24 protein-coding genes are annotated in these 22,041 nt (G+C 66.4%); 20 read left to right on the top strand and 4 right to left on the bottom strand.

Translation table 11 applies throughout. From position 1 onward, the window contains the following. Positions 1 to 315: 315 nt before the first annotated feature. Positions 316 to 1,221 carry a LysR family transcriptional regulator gene (locus K2X73_RS12440; RefSeq protein ID WP_294111328.1) on the bottom strand — a complete coding sequence of 302 codons (906 nt, stop codon included), beginning with the start codon at positions 1,219 to 1,221 and terminating at the stop codon, positions 316 to 318. A gap of 121 nt (positions 1,222 to 1,342) precedes the next feature. Here K2X73_RS12440 and K2X73_RS12445 point away from each other — a divergent pair, with 121 nt between their 5' ends. The 7 genes from K2X73_RS12445 to K2X73_RS12475 are packed head-to-tail and all read left to right on the top strand — an operon-like array spanning position 1,343 to position 5,214. Further along, complete coding sequence (locus K2X73_RS12445) at positions 1,343 to 2,203, top strand: alpha/beta hydrolase (RefSeq protein ID WP_294111329.1); 861 nt, start codon at positions 1,343 to 1,345, stop codon at positions 2,201 to 2,203. Positions 2,204 to 2,236: 33 nt separating this feature from the next. Then, positions 2,237 to 2,515 carry an SDR family NAD(P)-dependent oxidoreductase gene (locus K2X73_RS12450; RefSeq protein WP_294111332.1) on the top strand — a complete coding sequence of 93 codons (279 nt, stop codon included), beginning with the start codon at positions 2,237 to 2,239 and terminating at the stop codon, positions 2,513 to 2,515. Positions 2,516 to 2,569: 54 nt separating this feature from the next. Continuing rightward, the gene (locus K2X73_RS12455) at positions 2,570 to 2,965 is read left to right on the top strand and encodes a nuclear transport factor 2 family protein (protein WP_294111334.1); all 396 of its coding nucleotides are present in this window, start codon (positions 2,570 to 2,572) and stop codon (positions 2,963 to 2,965) included. Beyond that, a complete protein-coding gene (locus K2X73_RS12460; protein WP_294111336.1) occupies positions 2,962 to 3,732 on the top strand; it encodes an SDR family oxidoreductase in 771 nt (256 codons plus the stop codon). Before K2X73_RS12455 ends, K2X73_RS12460 begins: the two co-directional genes overlap by 4 nt. Positions 3,733 to 3,758: 26 nt before the next feature. Next, complete coding sequence (locus K2X73_RS12465; RefSeq protein WP_294111339.1) at positions 3,759 to 4,136, top strand: DUF427 domain-containing protein; 378 nt, start codon at positions 3,759 to 3,761, stop codon at positions 4,134 to 4,136. Between the two features lie 5 nt (positions 4,137 to 4,141). Continuing rightward, positions 4,142 to 4,753 (top strand): pyridoxamine 5'-phosphate oxidase family protein, encoded by a 612-nt coding sequence (locus K2X73_RS12470; RefSeq protein WP_294111340.1) that lies wholly within the window; start codon positions 4,142 to 4,144, stop codon positions 4,751 to 4,753. Continuing rightward, positions 4,750 to 5,214, top strand: coding sequence for a nuclear transport factor 2 family protein (locus K2X73_RS12475; RefSeq protein ID WP_294111342.1), 465 nt, complete (start codon positions 4,750 to 4,752; stop codon positions 5,212 to 5,214). The genes K2X73_RS12470 and K2X73_RS12475 overlap by 4 nt, the downstream gene beginning before the upstream one ends. Before the next feature lie 15 nt (positions 5,215 to 5,229). On the opposite strand, the gene K2X73_RS12480 is transcribed toward K2X73_RS12475, so the two are convergent. The 3 genes from K2X73_RS12480 to K2X73_RS12490 form a co-directional block, all read right to left on the bottom strand. Further along, on the bottom strand, positions 5,230 to 5,628 hold the full coding sequence (locus K2X73_RS12480) for an ASCH domain-containing protein (protein WP_294111344.1): 399 nt from the start codon (positions 5,626 to 5,628) through the stop codon (positions 5,230 to 5,232). Beyond that, positions 5,625 to 7,400, bottom strand: coding sequence for a cation:proton antiporter (locus K2X73_RS12485; protein ID WP_294111346.1), 1,776 nt, complete (start codon positions 7,398 to 7,400; stop codon positions 5,625 to 5,627). The genes K2X73_RS12480 and K2X73_RS12485 overlap by 4 nt, the downstream gene beginning before the upstream one ends. A 115-nt stretch (positions 7,401 to 7,515) precedes the next feature. Continuing rightward, entirely contained in the window at positions 7,516 to 8,739 is a 1,224-nt protein-coding gene (locus tag K2X73_RS12490) for an NADP-dependent isocitrate dehydrogenase (protein WP_294111347.1), read from the bottom strand. Positions 8,740 to 8,888: 149 nt separating this feature from the next. On the opposite strand from K2X73_RS12490, the gene K2X73_RS12495 reads away from it, so the two are divergent. From K2X73_RS12495 to fabZ, 13 genes are all read left to right on the top strand, one after another. Then, the gene (locus tag K2X73_RS12495) at positions 8,889 to 9,629 is read left to right on the top strand and encodes a phosphatidylserine decarboxylase (RefSeq protein WP_294111348.1); all 741 of its coding nucleotides are present in this window, start codon (positions 8,889 to 8,891) and stop codon (positions 9,627 to 9,629) included. A 268-nt stretch (positions 9,630 to 9,897) separates the two neighbouring features. Beyond that, a complete protein-coding gene (locus K2X73_RS12500) occupies positions 9,898 to 10,668 on the top strand; it encodes a phosphatidylcholine/phosphatidylserine synthase (RefSeq protein ID WP_294111349.1) in 771 nt (256 codons plus the stop codon). Positions 10,669 to 11,096: 428 nt separating this feature from the next. Next, the gene (gene rpsB / locus K2X73_RS12505; RefSeq protein WP_294111350.1) at positions 11,097 to 11,918 is read left to right on the top strand and encodes a 30S ribosomal protein S2; all 822 of its coding nucleotides are present in this window, start codon (positions 11,097 to 11,099) and stop codon (positions 11,916 to 11,918) included. Positions 11,919 to 12,005: 87 nt separating this feature from the next. After that, positions 12,006 to 12,944: a translation elongation factor Ts gene (gene tsf / locus K2X73_RS12510; protein ID WP_294111351.1), complete on the top strand. Its 939-nt coding sequence runs from the start codon at positions 12,006 to 12,008 to the stop codon at positions 12,942 to 12,944. A gap of 103 nt (positions 12,945 to 13,047) precedes the next feature. Then, complete coding sequence (gene pyrH, locus K2X73_RS12515) at positions 13,048 to 13,773, top strand: UMP kinase (RefSeq protein WP_294111353.1); 726 nt, start codon at positions 13,048 to 13,050, stop codon at positions 13,771 to 13,773. Between the two features lie 5 nt (positions 13,774 to 13,778). Then, positions 13,779 to 14,336, top strand: a complete 558-nt coding sequence (gene frr, locus K2X73_RS12520) for a ribosome recycling factor (RefSeq protein WP_294111354.1) — start codon at positions 13,779 to 13,781, stop codon at positions 14,334 to 14,336. Between the two features lie 47 nt (positions 14,337 to 14,383). Further along, complete coding sequence (locus K2X73_RS12525) at positions 14,384 to 15,076, top strand: isoprenyl transferase (protein ID WP_294111523.1); 693 nt, start codon at positions 14,384 to 14,386, stop codon at positions 15,074 to 15,076. Next, positions 15,073 to 15,879, top strand: a complete 807-nt coding sequence (locus tag K2X73_RS12530; RefSeq protein WP_294111356.1) for a phosphatidate cytidylyltransferase — start codon at positions 15,073 to 15,075, stop codon at positions 15,877 to 15,879. Before K2X73_RS12525 ends, K2X73_RS12530 begins: the two co-directional genes overlap by 4 nt. Then, positions 15,876 to 17,033 carry a 1-deoxy-D-xylulose-5-phosphate reductoisomerase gene (locus K2X73_RS12535; protein WP_294111358.1) on the top strand — a complete coding sequence of 386 codons (1,158 nt, stop codon included), beginning with the start codon at positions 15,876 to 15,878 and terminating at the stop codon, positions 17,031 to 17,033. Before K2X73_RS12530 ends, K2X73_RS12535 begins: the two co-directional genes overlap by 4 nt. Beyond that, positions 17,030 to 18,169: a M50 family metallopeptidase gene (locus K2X73_RS12540; protein WP_294111360.1), complete on the top strand. Its 1,140-nt coding sequence runs from the start codon at positions 17,030 to 17,032 to the stop codon at positions 18,167 to 18,169. Before K2X73_RS12535 ends, K2X73_RS12540 begins: the two co-directional genes overlap by 4 nt. Before the next feature lie 55 nt (positions 18,170 to 18,224). Then, positions 18,225 to 20,939: an outer membrane protein assembly factor BamA gene (bamA, locus tag K2X73_RS12545; protein WP_294111362.1), complete on the top strand. Its 2,715-nt coding sequence runs from the start codon at positions 18,225 to 18,227 to the stop codon at positions 20,937 to 20,939. After that, positions 20,939 to 21,568: an OmpH family outer membrane protein gene (locus K2X73_RS12550; RefSeq protein WP_294111364.1), complete on the top strand. Its 630-nt coding sequence runs from the start codon at positions 20,939 to 20,941 to the stop codon at positions 21,566 to 21,568. Before bamA ends, K2X73_RS12550 begins: the two co-directional genes overlap by 1 nt. Continuing rightward, complete coding sequence (gene fabZ, locus K2X73_RS12555; protein ID WP_294111366.1) at positions 21,568 to 22,035, top strand: 3-hydroxyacyl-ACP dehydratase FabZ; 468 nt, start codon at positions 21,568 to 21,570, stop codon at positions 22,033 to 22,035. Before K2X73_RS12550 ends, fabZ begins: the two co-directional genes overlap by 1 nt. The last annotated feature ends 6 nt before the right edge of the window (positions 22,036 to 22,041 follow it).

Consider the following 22,041-nt stretch of genomic DNA (forward strand, 5'->3'; position numbering starts at 1 on the left):
AACCGACCATCTTGATGATAGGTTCAGAGCGTAAAATCGGCGGAATGCACGGATCGAGACGGATTGTTTCCTGCATCCTTGGCTCAACGATAGTCCCCGAAAGTACCGTTTTTGGGGTTCCCCCGAAAAAACCCAATGATTTCAAAAGCCGGCCGTTTTGGCGGGACGGTTGACGGTATATCGCCGTAAAGAATATTTTTAATAGCGTAATTTCAATGTCTTGGGATGCCTATTGATAATAGAGTGGGAGTAAGAGCGTGACGCACTTGGCCGCGCTCCCAAGCGGCGCTCGCGGCTGAGCGCATGGCCGATGCTTCAGCCCGGCAACCCCGCCAGCGCCGCCTTCAATCGGGGCGCGGCGAAATCGAGGAAGGCGCGTAGCTTCAGGGGGAGCAGCGGAGGGCCAGTGTGGACGAGGTGAACCGGGATCGGCTCGGGTGCGTAATCGTCGAGGATGGTCACGAGCCGCCTGTCGCGAATGGCGGGTGCGGCTTGGTAGGACATCATTCGTGCGACCCCGAGGCCGGCGGAGGCCGCCTCGATCAACCCGTCGGCGGTGTTGACCCCAAGGCGCGGCCGGATGGTGACCGGCCCAGCGCCGACGCCGGGCGCGAACGTCCAGCTGCGCGCGGTTTGCAGCCCCTCGAACGCGATACAGTCGTGCGATGCGAGCTCATCCGGGGTAGCCGGCGTCCCGCGTTCGGCCAGATAATGCGGGCTGGCGCAACTGATCCAGCGCACCGTGCCGACGCGCAGCGCGACGAGGCCACTATCGGGCAGACGGCCGAGCCGCGCCGCGACGTCGACGTGATTGTCGACCAGATCGACGACCGAATCCGATAGGATTAGGCGGACATCGACCTCGGGATAGGCGCCAAGGAATTCGAGCACGATCGGCAGGATGTGCAGCTTGCCGAACAGGATCGGCGCGGTGATCAGCAACTCGCCACGTGGGGCGCGGTATTCGCCCGATGCGGCGCGCTCCGCCTCCTCCAGCTCGGCCATGATCCGGCGCGCGGCGGCGACGAACGCCTCGCCGGCGTCGGTCAGCACCAGCTTGCGGCTCGTCCGCACCACGATCTGGGTGCCGAGATGGGCCTCCAGCTCAGACACTTTCCGGCTGACCGTAGGTAGCGGCATCCCCAGCGCGCGTGAGGCGGCAGACAGGCTGCCACCGTCAATGGCCGCGAGCAGGGTGCGGATGGCGTCAAAACGGTCCACGGCGGTCCTTCCACAAGATGGAAGTTTGGTTCCCGAAACTAGAGAATACTAGCTTTCTGCGGAAGGATCTACCTCCAGCTCACCGGCGCCTCGCTGGAACCAACAGCCAAGGACAGAGCCCATGACCCCCCGCACCACCTACCACTCCGCCAGTGTGAACGGCCGCCAGATCTTCTACCGCCAGGCGGGCGACCCCGCGAACTCGACGATCCTGTTGCTCCACGGCTTCCCGACGTCGAGCTTCATGTTCCGCGATCTGATCCCGCTGCTCGCTGATCGCTTCCACGTGATCGCGCCGGATTATATCGGTTTCGGCCAATCGGATGCGCCGTCCAACAGCGAGTTCGACTATACGTTCGACAATCTGACCGCGCATGTCGCCGGGTTGATCGAACAGCTCGGGCTCAGCTCCTACATCCTGTACATGCAGGATTTCGGCGGCCCCGTCGGCTTCCGCCTGTTCACCGCGGCGCCCGAGAAGGTCGCGGGCTTCGTCATCCAGAACACCAACGCCTATATGGAGGGCGTCGGCGAACTGCCGGCCCAGATTTTCCTGCCGCTGTGGGACAAGCGCGACGCGGCCAGCGAAGCGGGTGCCCGCGCCTTCCTCGCGCCCGAAACGACCAAGTTCCAGTATCAGGTCGGCGCGAAGAATGTCGACGCCATTAGCCCCGACAATTGGACCCACGACCAGGCGCTGCTCGATCGTCCCGGCCACGACGCCGCGCACCTCGATCTGCTGGAAGACTATAAGACCAATGTCGCCGCCTATGAGAGCTGGCACGAGGCGTTTCGCCGCCACCGGCCCAAGACGCTGATCGTGTGGGGCAAGAACGACCCGTTCTTCATCCCCGCCGGCGCGAGCGCATTTCTGTCCGATCTGCCCCAAGCGCGGTTGGTGTGGCTTGATGCCGGCCACTTCGTGCTCGACGAAAACGCCCCGCAGGTTGCCGCCGAGATCAAGGGCGTGTTCGCCCACTGACCTCAAACCCCGCTTGAACCAGGGAGATTTGCGATGACTAAAATCATCCTCATCACCGGTGCGGCGTCGGGCTTTGGTCGCGACACCGCCGAAACGCTCGCCGCCGCCGGCCATAAGGTCTACGCCTCGATGCGCGATCCCGCCGGCCGCAATGCCGAAGCCGCGCAAGCGCTCAGCGCCAAGGGCGGTCGCCCGGTGCGGACGATCGTCGGCCAGTCGTTCGGTGCGGATGCGGTCAACGATGCCACCGCCCCCGTCCAGCAGAGCGTGGTCAACGCGCTCGGCCTGGGCTTCCTCGCCACGATCGACTGAATCTCGTGCCGGGGAGCCGTCGCGCTCCCCGGAATTTTCCTGGAGTTTCCCGTCATGACCGAGACCGTCGATCTCGTCCGCGCCTTCTACGCCGCGCTCGCCCGGGGCGATGTGCCGGGGCTGCTCGGCCTGCTGCACCCCGATTTGGAATGGACCGAGGCCGAGGGCTTCCCCTATTTCAGCGGCACCTGGCGCCGCCCGGCCGACGTGCTCGAAAGGCTGATCCAGCCCTTGATGCGCGATTGGGACAATTTCTCGGCGGTCGCTGAGGATTTCATCGCCGAGGGTGACCGGGTGGTGAGCCTGGGCGCCTATGCCGGCACCTCCAAGCAGACCGGCAAGGCGATGCGCGCGGCCTTCGCGCATGTCTGGCGCGTCGCCGACGGCACGCTGCGGCGTTTCGATATGTATACCGACACGCTGCTGGTCGATCGGGCGCTGCGGCCATGAGCGCGACGGTCGCCATCGTCACCGGCGCGAGCCGGGGGATCGGGCGCGCGACCGCGCTCCGGCTCGCCGCCGATTTTGGCGCGGTCGCGATCATCGCGCGCACCGCTGAGGCGCTCGCTCCGGTCGCGAGGGCGATTGCGGCGGCGGGGGCAACACCGCTCCCGCTCGCATATGATCTGCGCGAACCGGCTGCGGCGGGGGCGATCGTCACCGCCGTCACCGATCGCTTCGGGCGGATCGACGCGCTCGCCAACATCGTCGGCGCGGTGCCGCAGGCCGATCTGTTCGCGATGACCGATGCCGAATGGGATGACGGACTGTCGCTCAAATTCCACGGCATGCGGCGGCTGACGATCGCGGCCTGGCCGGCACTCGCCGCCGGGCGCGGGCGGGTGGTGATCACCTCGGGCACTTCGGCGATCACCCCCAAAGCGGCGTTCGCGGCGGTGGGATCGATCAACGCTGCGATCGCCGCGCTTGCCAAGGCCTTCGCCGAGCGTGGCAAGAAGGATGGTGTCGCCGTCAACGCGCTGCTCCCAGGTCCGGTGATGACCGACCGTCGCCGGGCTATGCTCGGCCGCTATGCCGAAGCACACGGCCTGACGCTCGACGCCGCTACCAAAAGCTTCGCCGCCGAAAGCGGGATCACCCGCTACGGCACTCCTGAGGACATCGCCGAGGCGATGGCCTTCCCGCTCTCGCCCCGCGCGGCCTGGATCACCGGCACGACGCTGCGCGTCGACGGTGGTGAGATCGCGGCGGTTTAAAACCAGCATCAAACGGATACCTGCCGATGCGTCCCTCCGGTTATCTCACCCGCCCCGATTATCGCGTCGACCTGCTGCGGCGCTCCAATCGCGTTACCGCACATCACCGCGGGCGCCGGCTCGCCGCGAGCGACCGGGCTATTTTGGTCGATGAGCAGGATCATGCGCTCGTTTGTTATTTTCCACGGTCCGATGTCGATATCACAGTGCTGCTCCCGATACCTACGCACAAGACGCACTGCCCGTTCAAGGGTGATGCGGATTACTGGGCGTTGCCCGAGTCGCCTGGTCAGCCCGTTGCTTGGAGCTATGCCGAGCCATATAACGAAGTCGCGGCCTTGGCCGGGCATGTCGCGTTCTACCAGGACCGGGTCGATGTCATCCTCGGTCCCAAAGCAGGGTGAGCGTCATGAACGTCCCTTCGAGCGATGTCGCTTTCACGCCCGCCGTGAAAGCGGTGCAGACCCGGCGCGGATCGCGCGGTGCCTATGCGGCGATGGAGGCCAAAGGGGGATTCCGCACCGCGATCGACGCACGGTTGCTGGAAGCGCTGGCCATGGCGAACAGCGCCTATTTCGTCACCGCCAGCGCCGATGGCCAGCCCTATGCCCAGCATCGCGGCGGCCCGCGTGGTTTCATTCGGGTGGTGGATGACCACACCATCGGCTTCGCCGACTATAGCGGCAACCGACAATACATCTCGACCGGCAACCTCTCCGAAAACCCGCAGGCGTTCCTGTTCCTGATGGAGTATGCGCATCGCCGGCGGGTGAAGATCTGGGGCCGCGCCCGCGTGATCGAGGGCGACGCCGCGCTCAACGCCAAGCTGATGCCGGCAGGCTACAAAGCGGCGGCCGAGGCGGTGATCCTGTTCGAGATCGTCGCCTGGGACTTGAACTGCCCGCAGCACATCCCGCAGAAATTCGACGCCGAGGACGTCGCCGCCGCGCTTGGCGAGCGGGACGCGCGCATCGCCGCGTTGGAGGCCGAAGTAGAACGTTTGAGAGGAAATGCCCAATGAGCCGCCCACCGCTGCCCCCCTTCACCGATGCGAGCGCCGCCGAAAAGGCGCGGCTGGCCGAGGATGCGTGGAACAGCCGCGATCCCGCGCGGGTCGCGCTCGCCTATACCCCCGGGAGCCAATGGCGGAACCGCGCCGAGTTCATCACCGGCCGCGCCGAGATCGAGGCGTTCCTGCGCCGCAAATGGGCGCGCGAGCTCGACTACCGGCTGATCAAGGAGGTGTGGACCCATGCCGGCAACCGCATCGCGGTGCGCTTCGCCTATGAATATCGCGACGATAGCGGCAGCTGGTTCCGGGCCTATGGCAACGAGAATTGGCAGTTCGACGCCGAAGGATTGATGGAGCGCCGCATCGCGAGCATCAACGAACATCCCATCGACGAGAGCGAGCGCAAGTTCCGCTGGCCGCTCGGACGCCGGCCGGACGATCATCCGGGGCTTAGCGATCTCGGGCTTTAGGGGCGGGGCGGGGGCTTAATCGACGAGCGCGACGAGCCGGAACCGTTCGCACCACAGCCGCATGTCGTCGGCGAACCCGCCGTTGCGCTCGAAATAGTCGCGATGCGCCCGGCGCCAGAAATCGAGCGACAAGTCGCCTTCGCCCTCGTCGCGCGCGAAAGCCGCGTCGACCTCGGCGAAGTGCCGCTCGCGTATTTCGACTGTCTCGATCACCGCGCGCGGGATGCCTTTGCCATCGAGCACGACCGAGCGTTCGCCGGGTTCGCTCGGGCCAATATGGTGCGCCGACCAGCAGGTCGCGGTCTTTCGCCCGGCGATCACCAGCGCGAGCAGCGCGTCGGCAAGCGCCGCCGAGTCACCAAAGGCGAAGCGCTCCAGCCCTGCGACGCTCTCGGCGGACACCCGCGCGGTCATTCCGCCGCTTCCTGCCGCCGCCGAGACCGCGCGAGCCGGGGCGTGCGCTCGATCTCCGCGGCATCCTTGATCGCCTTGCGCAGGGTGTCCCGCTTGTCGTGGATCGAGGCGATCACCGGCCCAACCGCTACACCGAGGTCGGTCAACACCGCCTCGGCGAGCTGCAGCGAGCTTTCGAGGGTTTCGGGCACCGCGTCGGTCACCCCCGCCTTGTAAAGCTCGGCGGCGTGGTCGGTGTCGCGCGCGCGGGCGATGATCGTAAGATTGGGCACCCAGCCGCGCACCCGGCGAGTGAGGTGGACGGTCAGCACCGGATCGTCCATCGTCAAAACCAGCGCCTGGGCGCGCCCCAGGTTGAGCCGATCGACCAATTCGCTGCGCGAGACGTCCCCGAACAGCACCGCATAGCCCTCGCGCCGCGCGGCGGTGACGCAATCGATATCGGCCTCGACCGCGACATAGCTTTTACCGTGCATCGCCAGCATGTCCGCGACCATCCGCCCGACACGGCCAAAGCCGATGACGACGACCCCCGCGCCTTCAGGCGGGATGATTTCCTCGGGGCGGTCGCTGCCCTGGCGCCGGTCGATCGCGCGCGCCGCGAGCCGCCCGAGAGAAGCGAGCATCGGCGTGAGCGTGAGGCCAAGCGCGGTCACGATCTCCCAGAAATTGATCGTCGCCGGCGCGATCATCGCGCTGCCCGCCGCCGTCGCGAGCACGATCAGCGTGGTTTCCGACGGGCTGCCCATCATCACGCTTGTCTCGGCGGCGACCGAATTGCGCTGCCCGGCGAGCTTCAGCAGCGCGAAGGTGACGAGCGTCTTGATCGCGACCACCCCGGCGATCGCGCCCAGCAGCGCTTGCCAGTCCTTGGCCAGTTGCGCGAGATCGAGCCGCATCCCGACGCTGATCAGGAACACCCCCAGCGCCAATCCCTTGAATGGCGCGGTAATCACCTCGACCTCGCGATGATAATCGGTCTCGGCGATCAGCAGCCCGGCGAGCAGCGCGCCGATGATCGGCGACAGCCCCGCCGCCTCGGTCGCGAGGCTGGCGATTACCACCACCAGCAGCGAGGCGGCGAAGAACAGCTCGGGGCTCTTGGTCCGCGCGGCCTGGGCGAAGACGCGGGGCAGCACCAACCGTCCGATCAGGAAGATCGCGGCGATCGTCAGCCCGCCCGTCAGCAGCACTTGCAGCAACGCCGCGCTGTCGGCGCCGCCGGGGCCGAAGGCGGCCAGCGCGAACAGGATCGGCACCAGCGCCACATCCTCGAACAACAGCATCGCGAAGGCGAGTCGCCCGACCGGGGTCGCCGCGCCCGCGATCGGCAGCACCAGCGCGGTCGACGACAAGGCAAGCGCGATGCCAAGCCCGAGCGCGGCGAAGCTCGCCTGGCCGAACAGGATCAGCGCGGCGGCGATCAACAGGCCCGAGACGAACAGCTCGGCCGCGCCCAGCCCGAAAACCTCGCGGCGCAGCTCCCACAGGCGGCGGAACGACAGTTCCAGCCCGATCGAGAACAGCAACAGGATGATGCCGAACTCGGCGAAGGGCTCGATCGCCGGCGGATCGGTGATCGTGATGTGCCGCAGCCACGGGATTTCACCCGCCAGCCGCCCGAGCCCCGCCGGCCCGACGAGCACGCCGACCAGGATGAAGCCGATCACCGGGCTGATCCGCGCCCGCGCGAAGGCCGGGATCACCAGCCCCGCCGCGCCCAGAATCACCAGGACATCGGAATAGTCGTTGCTGGAGACGTGCAGGGCCATGCCGCGATGCTAGCGGGGCGGGGCGGGTTTGTCAGGCATGAGACGCGGGGAGGGCGTATGAAGACGCACCGCCCTAGCGCCGCCGTGTTCGCGGCGACGCCGAAGGCGCTGGACGTTACGCGAGCACGCTCCCCATCGCGGCTTCCAGATTGACGCGCACCGCCTCGAAGAATTGTTCGGTCGTCATCCACGGCTGGTCGGGGCCGATCAGGATCGCCAGGTCCTTGGTCATCTTGCCGTTCTCGACCGTTTCGATGCAGACGCGTTCCAGCGTTTCGGCGAAGGCCGTCACCTCCGGCGTGCCATCAAACTTGCCGCGATATTTGAGGCCCCCCGTCCAGGCGAAGATCGAGGCGATCGGGTTTGTCGAGGTTGCCTTGCCCTGCTGGTGCTGGCGATAATGGCGCGTGACGGTGCCGTGCGCGGCTTCCGCTTCCACCGTCTTGCCATCGGGGGTGAGCAGCACCGAGGTCATCAGCCCGAGCGAGCCAAACCCTTGCGCCACTTGGTCCGACTGAACGTCGCCATCATAGTTCTTGCAGGCCCAGACGAATTCGCCGTGCCACTTGAGTGCCGAGGCGACCATGTCGTCGATCAGGCGATGCTCATAGACGATGCCGGCTTCCTTGAAGCGGTCGGCGAATTCGGCCTCGAACACCTCGGCGAACAGATCCTTGAAGCGGCCATCATAGGCCTTCAGGATCGTGTTCTTGGTCGAGAGATAGACCGGCCAGCCGCGGCCGAGGCCGTAATGGAAGGAAGCGCGCGCGAAATCGCGGATCGAATCGTCGAGATTGTACATCCCCATCGCGACGCCCGAGGAGGGGTAGTTGAACACTTCCTCCTCGATCACCTGGCCATCCTCGCCCTCCCACTTCATGGTCAGCTTGCCGGGGCCGGGGACGCGGAAATCGGTCGCGCGGTACTGGTCGCCAAAGGCATGGCGGCCGACGACGATCGGCTTGGTCCAGCCCGGGATCAGCCGGGGTACATTGCGGATCACGATCGGCTCGCGGAACACCACGCCGCCCAGGATGTTGCGGATCGTCCCATTGGGCGATTTCCACATCTTCTTCAGGCCAAACTCGGTGACGCGCGCCTCGTCCGGCGTGATCGTCGCGCACTTCACGCCGACGCCATATTTCTGGATCGCGCGGGCTGATTCCACCGTCACCCGGTCGTCGGTCGCGTCGCGGTGCTCGATGCCCAGGTCGTAATAATCGAGGTCAATGTCGAGATAGGGAAGGATGAGCCGCTCGCGGATCCATTGCCAGATGATGCGGGTCATCTCGTCGCCGTCGATCTCCACGACGGGCGTCTTCACCTTGATCTTCGCCATCGATTGCTCGCTTGTTCCTTAGGGAGGGAAAGCGCAAGCTCTAGGGCCAAGGCCAGCGCCGATCAACCGCCCGGCGCACGCGGGGGACGTCCGGCTTGCGGAGAATTGCGGCATTGAAAAGGCAGACGGCGCGGGTTAGCCTTCGCCCGATGGGGTATCCCGATAAACCGCCGTCCCAGTCGAGCCGCCACCTGGGCAGTGTCAAATGGCGCTTTCCGGAGGTGCATCCGGAAGGGCGCAAATATGTTCTGATCGCCGCGGTCGCGACGTTCGTGTCGCTGTTCGTCTGGTCGTTCATCACCTGGCCACTGATCGGACTGACGATCTGGGTGGCCGCGTTCTTCCGCGATCCGGTGCGGGTGACGCCGGTGGGCGACGATCTGCTGGTGAGCCCGGCCGATGGGCTGGTGACGCTGATCGAGCGCGTGCCTGTGCCGCGCGAACTCGCCGGCCCTCAGGCGCTGGGCGACGCGCCGATGCTGCGCGTGTCGATCTTCATGAGCGTGTTCGACGTGCATATCAATCGCACCCCCATCGCGGGCACGATCCGGCAGGTCGTCTATATCTCTGGCCGCTTCCTCAACGCCGATCTCGACAAGGCGAGCGAGGAGAATGAACGCCAGCACATCGTGGTCGAGGGGCGCGACGGGCGGCGGATCGGCTTCACCCAGATCGCCGGGCTGGTCGCGCGGCGGATCGTGCCGTTCGTGAAGCCGGGCGACATGGTCGCCGTGGGTCAGCGCGTCGGGCTGATCCGCTTCGGCAGCCGGGTCGACGTCTATCTGCCGGATGACATGGTATGCCAGGTGACGCTCGGCCAGCGCGCGGTGGCGGGCGAGACAGTGATCGCGCGGGTCGGCGCGGCGCCGACGGTCGGGGTGGCCCAATAAACGGTTGGTTTAGCGATAGGGCATGTCCGTTGCGTTCGTGGCGCGGCAATGCATTCGCGCTGGCGAATGTGGCGGGCGGGCGCTTTTTGCCCAAATTTCGTCGCGACCGCGGGAATTTGGGTCTTGCTTCGCCGCATGGTCTTTCCCGACGGAGGCGGGTGCCTGGCTGCCCGCCATCGGTTCGACCGCCGCGCGGTTTGGCGAGGTTGCGGCGCTTCGATAGGGGAGCGACTGCAACAGCGAGCGCAAGACCCGGCGGGCGGCACCCGTGAGCAATCGCCGTCGCCCGCGCGCTGGCTTGCCGCTGCGCGCCGTCGCCCCCAATGCGGTCACCGCGCTCGCGCTCTGCTCGGGGCTGACCGGGGTGCGTTTCGCGATTTCGGGCGATTGGTCGCTCGCGGTGACGATGGTGCTGCTCGCGGCCGTGCTGGACGGGCTCGATGGCAGCGTCGCGCGGCTGGTACGCGGGGAAAGCCGGTTCGGCGCGGAGCTCGATTCGCTTTCGGATGCGATCTCCTTTGGCGTCGCGCCGGCGCTGATCCTCTACCTCTGGTCGCTCCAGACCTTGCCACGCTTCGGCTGGCTGAGCGCGCTCCTGCTCGCGGTGTTCTGCGCGCTGCGGCTGGCCCGGTTCAACGCGGCGATCGATGTGGCCGATCAACCCCACAAATCCGCGGGATTTTTCACCGGGGTGCCGGCGCCGGCGGGGGCGGGGCTGGCGATGCTGCCGCTCTATCTGTGGCTGCTGAGTGGATGGCCAACGCTGCGGGCGCCCTGGCTGGTCGCGCCCTGGGTCGCGTGCATCGCCCTGCTGATGATCTCCAGCATCGCCACGTTCAGCCCACGATCGCTCCGTCTGCGACGAGCGGTCCGGTTCGAGGCGATCGCGGTGATCGTGCTTCTAGGCGCCGCCTTCGCGTCGGCGCCCTGGCACCTGCTTTCGATCCTGAGCGGCGCGTATCTGCTCAGCATCCCGTTCAGCGCGCGGGCCTTCGCGCGGGTCAGGCAGCGGCGCGCCAAGCAGGCGCCATCGCCGTGACGACGCGAGGCGCCGGGCGCGGCGACGGCAAAGCGGCGGTCGTCGCCCCCGCGACTTCCGGGCTCCGCAGCAACTTCAGGATCCGCGGGAGCGCGGGCAGCAACGTATCAAGGAAAATCTGAGCGACCAGAACCAAGGCGCTTCCGAAGAGGACCGTACCGAGCAGAGCCATCATTACCCAACTCCCTGTCACACCATCATTTTCGCGGCGAGCGTAACGCGCTACCGCGACGCGCTGTTCCCGTTCGCTTTGTAATCCTACTATGTTCCATCAATGTTCCACGTGTCAACCCTTCATCTCCGGCCTTGATTTCGCGGCGCCGCTGGCGTATGCGCGCCGCCTCAACCCCGCATGGGAAGCGCTCATACCGGTGTCGGCTTGCAGCTGATCACGGCTTCCCAGAGGTGAAACCGGAAAGGAAATGATTATGGCGGCTCCTGTCGTCACCATGCAGCAATTGCTCGAGACTGGCGCGCATTTCGGTCACCAGACCCACCGCTGGAACCCGAAGATGAAGCCTTACATCTTTGGCGAGCGCAACGGCGTCCACATCCTCGATCTGTCGCAGTCGGTGCCACTTTTTGCGCGCGCGCTCGATTTCATCTCGGCGACGGTCGCCGCCGGCGGCAAGGTGCTGTTCGTCGGCACCAAGCGCCAGGCGCAGGAGCCGGTCGCCGAGGCCGCGCGCCGTTCGGGCCAGCATTTCGTCAACCACCGCTGGCTGGGCGGGATGCTCACCAACTGGAAGACCATCTCGGGCTCGATCAAGCGCCTGAAGATGCTGGAAGAGCGTCTGTCGGGCGACACCGCCGGCCTGACCAAGAAGGAAGTGCTGCAGCTGACCCGCGAGCGCGACAAGCTCGAGCTGTCACTGGGCGGCATCCGCGACATGGGCGGCATCCCCGACGTGATGTTCGTGATCGACGCGAACAAGGAAGAGCTGGCGATCAAGGAAGCCAATACGCTGGGCATTCCGGTTGTCGCGATCCTCGATTCGAACGTCTCGCCCGATGGCATCGCTTTCCCGGTGCCGGGCAATGACGATGCGAGCCGCGCGATCCGTCTGTACTGCGAGGCGATCGCGATCGCCGCGACCCGTGGCGGCCAGGAAGCGCAGGCGCGCTACACCGGCGACATCGGCGCGCTCGACGAGCCGCTGCCCGAGGCGGCGCTCGACGTCGCGCCCGAGGCCTATGCCGAGCAGCCCGGTGACGTCGCCGCGACCGAGACCCCCGCGCTCGACGCCTGAACCGTCGCCGAACTGACACAAGGGCGGGATAGGCGCGAAGGCCTGTCCCGCCCGTCATCATGTTGAACCCATTAAAGGACCAGGATCATGGCCGAAGTCACTGCCGCCACCGTCAAGGAACTGCGCGAGAAGAGCGGTGCGGGGATGATGGACTGCAAAAAGGCGCTCGCCGAAACCGGCGGCGACATGGATGCGGCGATGGATTGGCTGCGCACCAAGGGCCTCGCCGCCGCCGCCAAGAAGTCGAGCCGCACCGCGGCCGAAGGGCTGATCGGGATCGCCGTCGCCGGTACCAAGGGCGCGGCGATCGAGGTGAACTCGGAGACCGATTTCGTCGCCAAGAACGATATCTTCCAGGCGTTCGTCCGCGAAGTCACGCAGATCTCGCTTGAACAGGGCGATGATCTGGCGGTGATCAAGGCAGCGGCGATGGCCTCGGGCAAGACCGTCGAGGAGCAGCTCGTCGCCAATATCGCGACGATCGGCGAGAACCAGAACCTGCGCCGCGCGCGTCGGCTGGAAGTGAAGGCCGGCGCGGTGGTGCCCTATGTCCACAATTCGGTGGCGCCGGGCCTCGGCAAGATCGGCGTGCTCGTGGCGCTGGAGAGCGAGGCGGGCGCGGATGTGCTGGAGCCGCTGGGCAAGCAGATCGCGATGCACATCGCCGCCGCTTTCCCGCTCGCGCTGCGCGAGGACGAACTCGATGCCGAGGTGATTGAGCGCGAGCGCGCGATCGCCACCGAAAAGGCGGCCGAGAGCGGCAAGCCCGCCGACATCGTCGCCAAGATGGTCGATGGCGCGATCGCCAAGTACCGCAAGGAAAATGCGCTGCTCAGCCAGCTGCTGGTGATGGACGGCAAGACCAAGATCGCCGACTTCGTGGCGCAAGCCGCGAAGCAGGCGGGCAGCGACATCCAGCTGACCAGCTATGTCCGCTTCCAGCTGGGCGAGGGGATCGAGAAGGAAGCCAGCGATTTCGCCGCCGAAGTCGCCAAGGTTTCGGGCGTGCCGCAGCCGGGCGCCTGATCGCGTTATCGGGTGCCGGGGTCGTTGTGCCCCGGCACCTGATTCGCCTTGCAATTCCCGGTCGCGCGCCTAAGGTCCGCGCCACTTCAGCCCCGGACCCGTGATGACGATCCCCCACTTCAAGCGCATCCTCCTGAAGCTATCGGGCGAGGTCCTGATGGGCCAGCAGCAGTTCGGGATTGATCCGGCGACGGTCGATCGCGTCGCCGGGGAGATCGCGGCGGCCAAGCAGGCGGGTCATGAGATGTGCGTCGTCGTTGGCGGCGGCAACATCTTTCGCGGGCTGGCGGGCGCCGCCAAGGGCTTCGACCGGACGAGCGCCGACTATATGGGGATGCTCGCGACCGTGATGAACGCGATCGCGGTGCAGAACGCGCTGGAGAAGATGGGCGTCGAAACCCGCGTCCAGTCAGCGATCCCGATGGCGAGCGTGTGCGAGCCCTATATCCGCCGCCGGGCGATCCGGCACATGGAAAAGGGCCGGATCGTGATCTTCGCGGCCGGCACCGGCAATCCGTTCTTCACCACCGACACCGCCGCTGCCTTGCGCGCCGCCGAGATGAACTGCGACGCGCTGTTCAAGGGCACCAGCGTCGACGGCGTGTACAACGCCGACCCGAAGAAGGACGCGAGCGCGACGCGCTACGAAACGCTCGGCTTCGGCCGTGTCCTCGCCGACAATCTGAAGGTGATGGACGCGGCCGCGGTCGCTTTGTGTCGTGAAAACAACATCCCGATCGTGGTGTTCAACATCCGCAAGGAAGGCAATCTCGCCTCGGTGATGGAGGGCGAGGGCACCTATACGATCGTGCAGAACCTGGAGAGCTGAAGACCATGCCCGCCTATGACAAGGCCGATCTGGAGCGTCGTATGCACGGCGCGGTGGAAGCGCTGAAAAGTGATCTGGGCGGGCTGCGCACCGGCCGCGCGAGCGTGACCTTGCTCGATCCGGTGACGGTCGAGGTTTATGGCAGCCATATGCCGCTCAATCAGGTCGCGACCGTCTCCACGCCCGAGGCGCGGCTGATTTCGGTGCAGGTGTGGGATCGCTCGAATGTGGGCGCGGCGGACAAGGCGATCCGCTCGGCGGGGCTGGGGCTGAACCCGATCGTCGACGGGCAGACGCTGCGCATCCCGATCCCCGATCTGACCGAGGAACGCCGCAAGGAGCTCGCCAAGCTCGCTGGCCAATATGCCGAAAAAGCGCGCATCGCGGTGCGCAACGTCCGCCGCGACGGCATGGACGCGCTCAAGACCGACGAGAAGAAGGGCGTGATGAGCGAGGACGAGCGCAAGCGCGGCGAGACCGAGGTGCAGAAGCTCACCGACGCGACCGTCGCCGAGATCGACGCCGCGGCAAGCGCCAAGGAAAAGGAAATTCTCGGCAAGTGAGTGCCCGGGCCGCCCCGGTGCCGCAGGCGGCCACGGGGACGGGCGCGATGCCGCGCCACGTCGCGATCATCATGGACGGCAATGGCCGCTGGGCCAAGGCGCGCTTCCTGCCGCGCCTCGCCGGGCACAAGGCGGGGGTGGAAGCGGTGCGCCGGGTGACGCGCCACGCGCGCCGGCTCGGCATCGAGGCGCTGACGCTTTATGCCTTCTCCTCCGAGAACTGGCGCCGTCCAGACGAGGAAGTGAGCGACCTGACCGGGCTGCTCAAGCATTTCATCCGCGCCGATCTGAACGAGCTGGTGCGCGAGAATGTGCGACTGCGGGTGATCGGTGACTATCGCCGCTTCGGTGCCGAGGCGAGCGCGCTGATCGACGACGCGCTCGCGCGCACCGCCGCCAACACCGGCCCGCTGCTGGTGATCGCGCTCAATTATGGCTCGCAGGTCGAGCTGGCCCATGCCGCGCGGCTACTGGCCGAGCGGGTCGCGCGGGGCGAAATATCGGCGGAGGCGATCACGCCCGACGCGATCGAGGCCGAGCTGGAGACGCGTGCGCTGCCGCCGCTCGATCTGCTGATCCGCACCTCGGGCGAGTGCCGCCTCTCCAACTTCCTGCTGTGGCAGGCGGCCTATGCCGAATTGCTGTTCGTCGACACGCTCTGGCCCGATTTCGACGAAGCAGCGTTCGAGGCGGCGATCGCGCAATTCGGCCAAAGGCAGCGCCGCTTCGGGGGGCTATGAGCCGCGCGCCTTCCGAACTCGCCGCGCGGATCGCGGTGGGGGCGGTGCTGGTGGCCGTGGCGCTCTCCGCGCTGTGGCTAGGGAGCCATGCCTTCTGGCTGCTCTGTGTGCTGATGGCGCTGGGGGTGCTTTATGAATGGGCGGCGCTTGACGAAGCGAGCGCGGGAACCAAGCGGCTGGCGCAGCTCGCGTTGATGGTGCCGCTTGCGCTGCTGTCGCCGCTGGCGATCGTCGCGCCGGCGCCGCACGTGCCGTATTTCCTGGCGCTGGGATTGATCTTCGGCGCGGCGCTGTTCGTGCAAGGGGTGACGCGGCGCGGGTTTCTGGCGGCGGGCGTCGTTTATGCGGGGCTTCCGGTGCTGGCGCTGCTGTGGCTGCGCGATCAGCCGCGGGGTCTTGAGTTCACCTTCTGGACGCTGGGGCTGGTGTGGGCGTGCGACATCGGCGCCTATTTCGCGGGGCGGACGATCGGCGGCGCGCGGCTGGCGCCGGCGATCAGCCCGAACAAGACCTGGGCGGGCGCGATCGGTGGCGTGGTATTGGCGAGCATCGTCGCGGCGCTGCTCCATTGGCGCACCGGGCTGCCCTGGCGGCTGACGCTCGCGACGCCGGTGCTCGCGATGCTGGCGGAAGGGGGCGACCTGTTCGAAAGCTGGCTGAAACGCCGCGCCGGGGTGAAGGATAGCGGCACACTCTTGCCCGGCCATGGCGGCTTGCTAGACCGGCTCGATGGTTTGGTGCCGGTGGCGCCGGTGGCGGCGTTCCTGGTGATGCTGCCGCGTTTGCAGGGATATTGGGGATGAAGACGGTAACGATTTTGGGCGCGACCGGATCGATCGGCAGCTCGACGCTCGATCTGATCGAGCGCGCGCCCGAGGCATTCGACGTGGTAGCGCTGACCGCCAATTGCGATGTCGAAAAGCTCGCGGCGGCGGCAATCCGAACCAATGCCAAGCTGGCCGTCGTCGCCGATGATGGCTGCTATGTGGCGCTGAAGGAGCGGCTCGCCGGCACCGGGATCGAGGCGGCGGCGGGGGCCGACGCGGTATGCGACGCCGCGCGCGCGGGCGCCGAGTGGACGATGGCGGCGATCGTTGGGTGCGCCGGACTCAAACCCAGCATGGCGGCGGTCGAACAGGGCAAGACGGTCGCGCTCGCCAACAAGGAAGCGCTCGTCTCGGCGGGCGACGTGATGACCGCCGCGGTCGCCCGGCATGGCGCGACACTGCTGCCGGTCGATAGCGAGCATAACGCCGTCTATCAGTGTTTCGATCACGCCGCTCCCGGCCGGGTCGCGCGGGTGATCCTGACGGCGAGTGGCGGCCCGTTCCGCGACACCCCCGCCGATCAGATGGCGGCGATCACGCCAGCCCAGGCGGTCGCGCATCCCAATTGGTCGATGGGTGCGAAGATCAGCGTCGATTCGGCGACGCTGATGAACAAGGGCCTTGAACTGATCGAGGCGTTCCACCTGTTCCCGATCACCGCCGATCAGCTGGACGTGGTGGTCCACCGCCAATCGGTGATCCATTCGATGGTCGAATATGTCGATGGCTCGGTGCTCGCGCAGCTCGGCACGCCCGATATGCGCACGCCGATTGCCTATACCCTCGCCTGGCCCGACCGGATGGTGACGCCGGGGCCGCGGCTCGACCTCGCGGCGATTGGCAGGCTTGATTTCCAGGCGCCTGATTTCGATCGTTTTCCGTGCCTGAAGCTCGCGCTCGATTGCCTGAAGGCGGGCGGGGCGCGGCCGATCATTCTGAACGCCGCGAACGAAATCGCGGTCGCGGCGTTTCTAGCGGGGCGCGCGGGTTTTCTTGAAATTGCCGCAATCGTCGCGGATACGCTCGAGGGCTATGATCCGGCCGCGCCGGAAACGCTCGACGCGGTGCTGGCGATCGATGCCGAGGCGAGGCGCCTGGCCGGTGAGCGGGTGAAGGAAAGTGTCGCTTGAGTCAGTCACCCGGCCTGCTGATTACCCTGCTCGCGTTCGTGCTGGTGATCGGCCCGCTCGTGTTCGTGCACGAGCTTGGCCATTATTTGGTCGGCCGCTGGTGCGGGGTGAAGGCGGACGAATTCTCGATCGGCTTTGGGCGCGAGCTGTTCGGCCTCACCGATAAGCGCGGCACGCGCTGGCGCTTTGGCTGGCTGCCGATCGGCGGCTATGTGAAGTTCGCCGGCGACATGGACCCGTCGAGCCGCACCGACCCAGACTGGCTGGCGCTGCCCGCCGAGGAGCGCGCCAAGACCTTTCCGGCCAAGCCCGTTTGGCAGCGCGCGCTGATCGTCGCGGCCGGGCCGCTCACCAATTTCCTCGTCGCACTGCTCATCCTGGCGGGTTTCGCGATGGCGATCGGCGAGGCGCGGGTGCCGACCACCGTGGGCCTGGTCGAGCCGGGGAGCGCCGCCGCGACGGCCGGCCTGCGCCCGGGCGACCGCATCACCGCACTCGGCGGGCGCCCTGTCGATCAGTTCCAGCAGATGGTCGATTATGTCCGGTTGCGGCCGGGCGCCCGCGTCCGGATCGATTACAGCCGCGCCGGCGCACCGCGATCCACCGAAGCGGTGGTCGGCACGACGGTGGTGCGCGATCGGTTCGGCAACATCGCTAGGATGGGCCGGCTCGGGCTCGGCTATGATCCCGCGACGGTGCGCTACGACCGTGTCGGCCTGCTGGAGGCGCCGCGCGCCGCGCTGACGCAGATGGGCCGCTTGCTGGGCATGATGCGCGACACGATCGGCCAGATCATCGTCGGCGAACGATCTGTGAAGGAACTTGGCGGCCCATTGCAAATCGCCAAGGTTTCGGGCGAACAATTGGCGCAGGGAACCGCCAGCTTCGTTTATCTGATCGCGCTGGTCTCGATTAATCTTGCAGTCATCAACCTGCTGCCAGTGCCGGTGCTGGATGGCGGCCACCTGCTGTTCTATGCGATCGAGGCGGTGCGGCGGCGTCCGGTCGACGCGCGGGTGATGGACTTGGCGTTTCGCGGCGGGCTGGCGGCGGTGCTCGCGCTGATGCTGATGGTGACGATCAACGATCTGGGTTCTTTTGGGCTTTGGAGTCGCTTGGCCGGCTTGATCGGCTGAACGGCTTGAGGCAGGGCGGGCGGGGAGCGCGCGCCGAGGGTTGGTTTGGGGTGAAATGGTGACGGTTACGGAATCACACGGCGCGGCGCGTCTGGCAGTCGGGCTGCTCGCGGGAACGATCTTGGGTGGTCTGCCCGTGCTCGCCCATGCCCAGGAAGCGGCGCCCGCGCCGCAGGCCAGCACCGCGCCCGCTTCCGCGCCGCAGCCCGGCACGCCGCCCGCCGCTCCGGCCACGCCAGCGCCCGAACAGTCGCGTGTCATCAAGTCGATCCGGGTCGAAGGCTCGCAGCGGATCGAGCCCGAAACGGTGCTGTCGTACACCAAGCTGCGCATTGGCGATAACTTCACCAACGAAACGCTCGATCGGGCGATCAAGGATCTGCAGGCGAGCGACCTGTTCGCCGATGTCCAGATCGAGGGCGCGCTGACCGGCGACATCGTCGTGCGCATCCGCGAGAATCCCATCATCAACCGCGTGATCTTCGAGGGCAATCGCCGGCTGAAGCAGGACAAGATCGACAAGGAGATCAAGCTCAAGCCCCGCCAGATCTTCACCCGCACCGCGGTGCGCCAGGACGTGCAGCGGATCATCGAGCTGTACCGCCGCCAGGGCCGTTTCGCCGCCTCGGTCAGCCCGAAGATGGTCTCGCTCGACCAGAACCGCGTGGACGTGATCTTCGAGGTGAACGAGGGGCCGAAGTCGCAGGTCCGCCAGATCAACATCATCGGCAACAACGTGTTTTCTGACGCCAAACTGCGCGCGCAGATGGCGACCAAGCAGGCGCGACTGTTGACGTTGCTCAGCTCGAACACCGGCTATGACCAGGACCGGCTGGCCTATGACCAGCAGAAGCTGCGCCAATTCTACCTCACCGAAGGCTATGCCGATTTCAAGGTGATCTCGGCGGTCGCCGAACTGACGCCCGACAAGCGCGATTTCATCATCACGTACGTGGTCGAAGAGGGCAAACGCTACAAGTTTGGCGACGTGACGGTCGACAGCGATATCCGCGATTTTGACAATAAACGGCTCGCCGCTTCGCTGCCTGCTAGAAAGGGCGATTGGTACAACGCTAAGAAGGTCGAGGACTCGATCGAGCAGATCAACAACACCGCCGGCCTTTACGGCTATGCGTTCAGCGACGTGAACCCGCAATATCGGCCGGATCGCGACGCGCTGACCCTGTCGATCGAGTTCCATATCGAGCAGCAGCAGCGCACTTATGTCGAGCGGATCGACGTCAACGGCAATACGCTGACCCAGGACAAGGTGATCCGCCGCGAAATCCGCCTGAACGAAGGCGATGCGTTCAACCGCTTCCTCGTGAAGCGGTCGCAGGACCGCATCAATTCGCTCGGCTTTTTCCAGGACAAGCTGGAGATCAAGGAAAAGCCGGGCACCGCGCCCGACCGCGTGATCCTGGAAACCAATGTCGAGGAACGCTCGACGGGTGAGTTGAATCTCTCGGTCGGCTTTTCGAGCCTTGAGCAGTTTGTTGTCCAGGCGGCGGTGCGCCAGCGCAATTTCCGGGGCAAGGGCCAGGAATTGCGGCTGAGCGGCAGCTATTCGCAATTCGCGCGGTCGGTTGAGGCTGGCTTCACCGAACCTTATCTGTTCGATCGCAATATCGGGCTTGGCTTCGATATATACCGACGCGATTACAATAACTTCAACTTCCTGAACAGCAATCGCAACAACACCTATAGCCAGGTGTCCACCGGGTTCAGCGTGCGCGTGGGCGTGCCGCTCACCGAATATTGGTCGCTCAGCGGGCGCTACACCTTGCAGCAGGACCAGATCGGGCTGGGGGCGAATTTCTTCGACCAGAACGGCCAGTGCGACGTGCTGACGGCGGGCCGCTTCCTGTGCGAACAGCTCGGCACCCGGGTGACCTCGGCGATTGGCTTCACGCTGTTGTACGACAGCCTCAACAGCCGCTTGCGCCCCACCGCCGGGCGGCGCCTGTCGATCAACGCCGATCTGGCGGGGCTGGGCGGCGATGTGCGCTATGCCCGGCTCGCGACCAATTTCTCGCAATTCAAGAGCATCGGCGCCGGCTTCATCCTCTCGTTCCAGGCCGAGGGCGGCTATATCGTGCCCCTACAGGGCGGCCCGGCGCCGGGGGTCGATCCGATCCGGATCAACGACCGCTTCTATCTGGGCGAGCCCAATTTCCGCGGCTTCCAGATCCGCGGCGTCGGCCCGCGCGTGCTGCGCGCGGCATTTATCGACGATCCGGTGACGGGGGCGCAGATCGTCGATCCGAACCGCCGCAACTATCAGGACGACGCGATCGGCGGCCGCACTTATTACCACGGCCGGATCGAGCTGGAATTGCCGCTCGGCTCGGGCGCGCGCGAGCTGGGGCTGCGTCCGTCGATCTATACCGATATCGGCGCATTGTTCGGCGTGCGCCGCCCGCTGCCTACGGCCAATTTCGTGCGGGGCGCGAACCCGATAACGGGCCGGGATGAAGTGCTGCCGTTCTGTCAGCTGGGAACGCTGGGCGTTACCGGCCGCGATCCCGCGCTTCCGGGCAGCGGCCTGCTGGCCTGTCTTGACGGCACCGGCACGGTGGTCGCCCAGCCCATCGCGGCCTTTTCGGAGCAGTTCGTCGGCGATACGCCGTTGCCGCGTATCTCGGTCGGCATTGGCGTGAACTGGAACTCGCCGTTCGGGCCGCTGCGGATCGACGTCGCCCGCGCGATCGTGTCGCGCTTTGGCGATGATACCAAGCTCATCACTTTCAACGTAGGGACTCAATTCTAATGAAGACTTTGTTCAAGGCCGCCGGCCTTTCGACCGTGCTCGCCGCCGCCGCGCTGATCGCGCCCGCCGCCCAGGCGCAGACGCTGATCGTCGACGTCGACCAGATCTACAAGGACAGCACCGCCGCCAAGAGCGGGCAGCAGCAGATCGAGGCCAAGTACGGCAATCAGCTGCGCGGGCTGCAATCAAGCCTGGAAGCCGCGGTGAAGGATTGGAACACCCAGGTGGAAGCGGCGCAGAAGCTCGCCAAGCCCAACACCCCGCTGCCCGCCGCCACCCAGCAGTCGCTGGAAAAGGCGCGCGACACGCTGCAACAGGCGCAGGCGCGTTTCGAGGATGGGCGCCGCGAGGTGAACACCGTCGGCCAATATGTCCAGCTGCAGATCCTCGACAAGCTGATCCCGATCGCCGAGCAGATCCGCAAGGATCGCAAGGCGCAGGCGGTGATGCCGCGCGGCTCGGTGCTGGCGTTCGACCCGGCGCAGGACATCACCGCGACCGCATTGCAGCAGCTGAACGCGACCGTCACCACGGTGTCGATCACGCTGCCGCAGCAGCAGCAGGGCCAGGGCACCGCCGCGCCGACCCAGACCCCGGCGCCCGCCAACAAGCAGCCGCAGAGCCGCTGATGAGCGAGGACATCGCCGCCACCACGCTCGACATTCGCGGCGTGCTGGCGGCGCTGCCGCACCGCTATCCGATGCTGCTGGTCGATCGTGTCGCGCGCCTGGAGCGCGACCGGTCGATCACCGCGATCAAGGCGGTGAGCTTCAACGAAAGCTTCTTCCAGGGGCATTTCCCCGGTCGCCCGATCATGCCCGGCGTGCTGATCGTCGAGGCGCTGGCGCAGGCCGCCGGCGTGCTCGCGGTCGAGTCGCTCGGGCTCGCGGGCACGGGGAAGCTGGTCTATTTCATGGCGATCGAGGGCGCGAAGTTCCGCAAGCCGGTGGAGCCGGGCGTGCTGCTCGAACTCCACGCCGAATTCGTCCAGAAGCGCGCGAGCGTGTGCAAATTCGCCGGCCGGGCGAGCGTTGACGGTGCGCTGGTGGCCGAAGCGAACTTCACCGCGATGATCGCGGACCCGCCGGCGGCTTGAGCGGCC

The sequence above is a fragment of the Sphingomonas sp. genome (genome assembly GCF_019746665.1).
Classification (GTDB): Bacteria; Pseudomonadota; Alphaproteobacteria; order Sphingomonadales; family Sphingomonadaceae; genus Sphingomonas.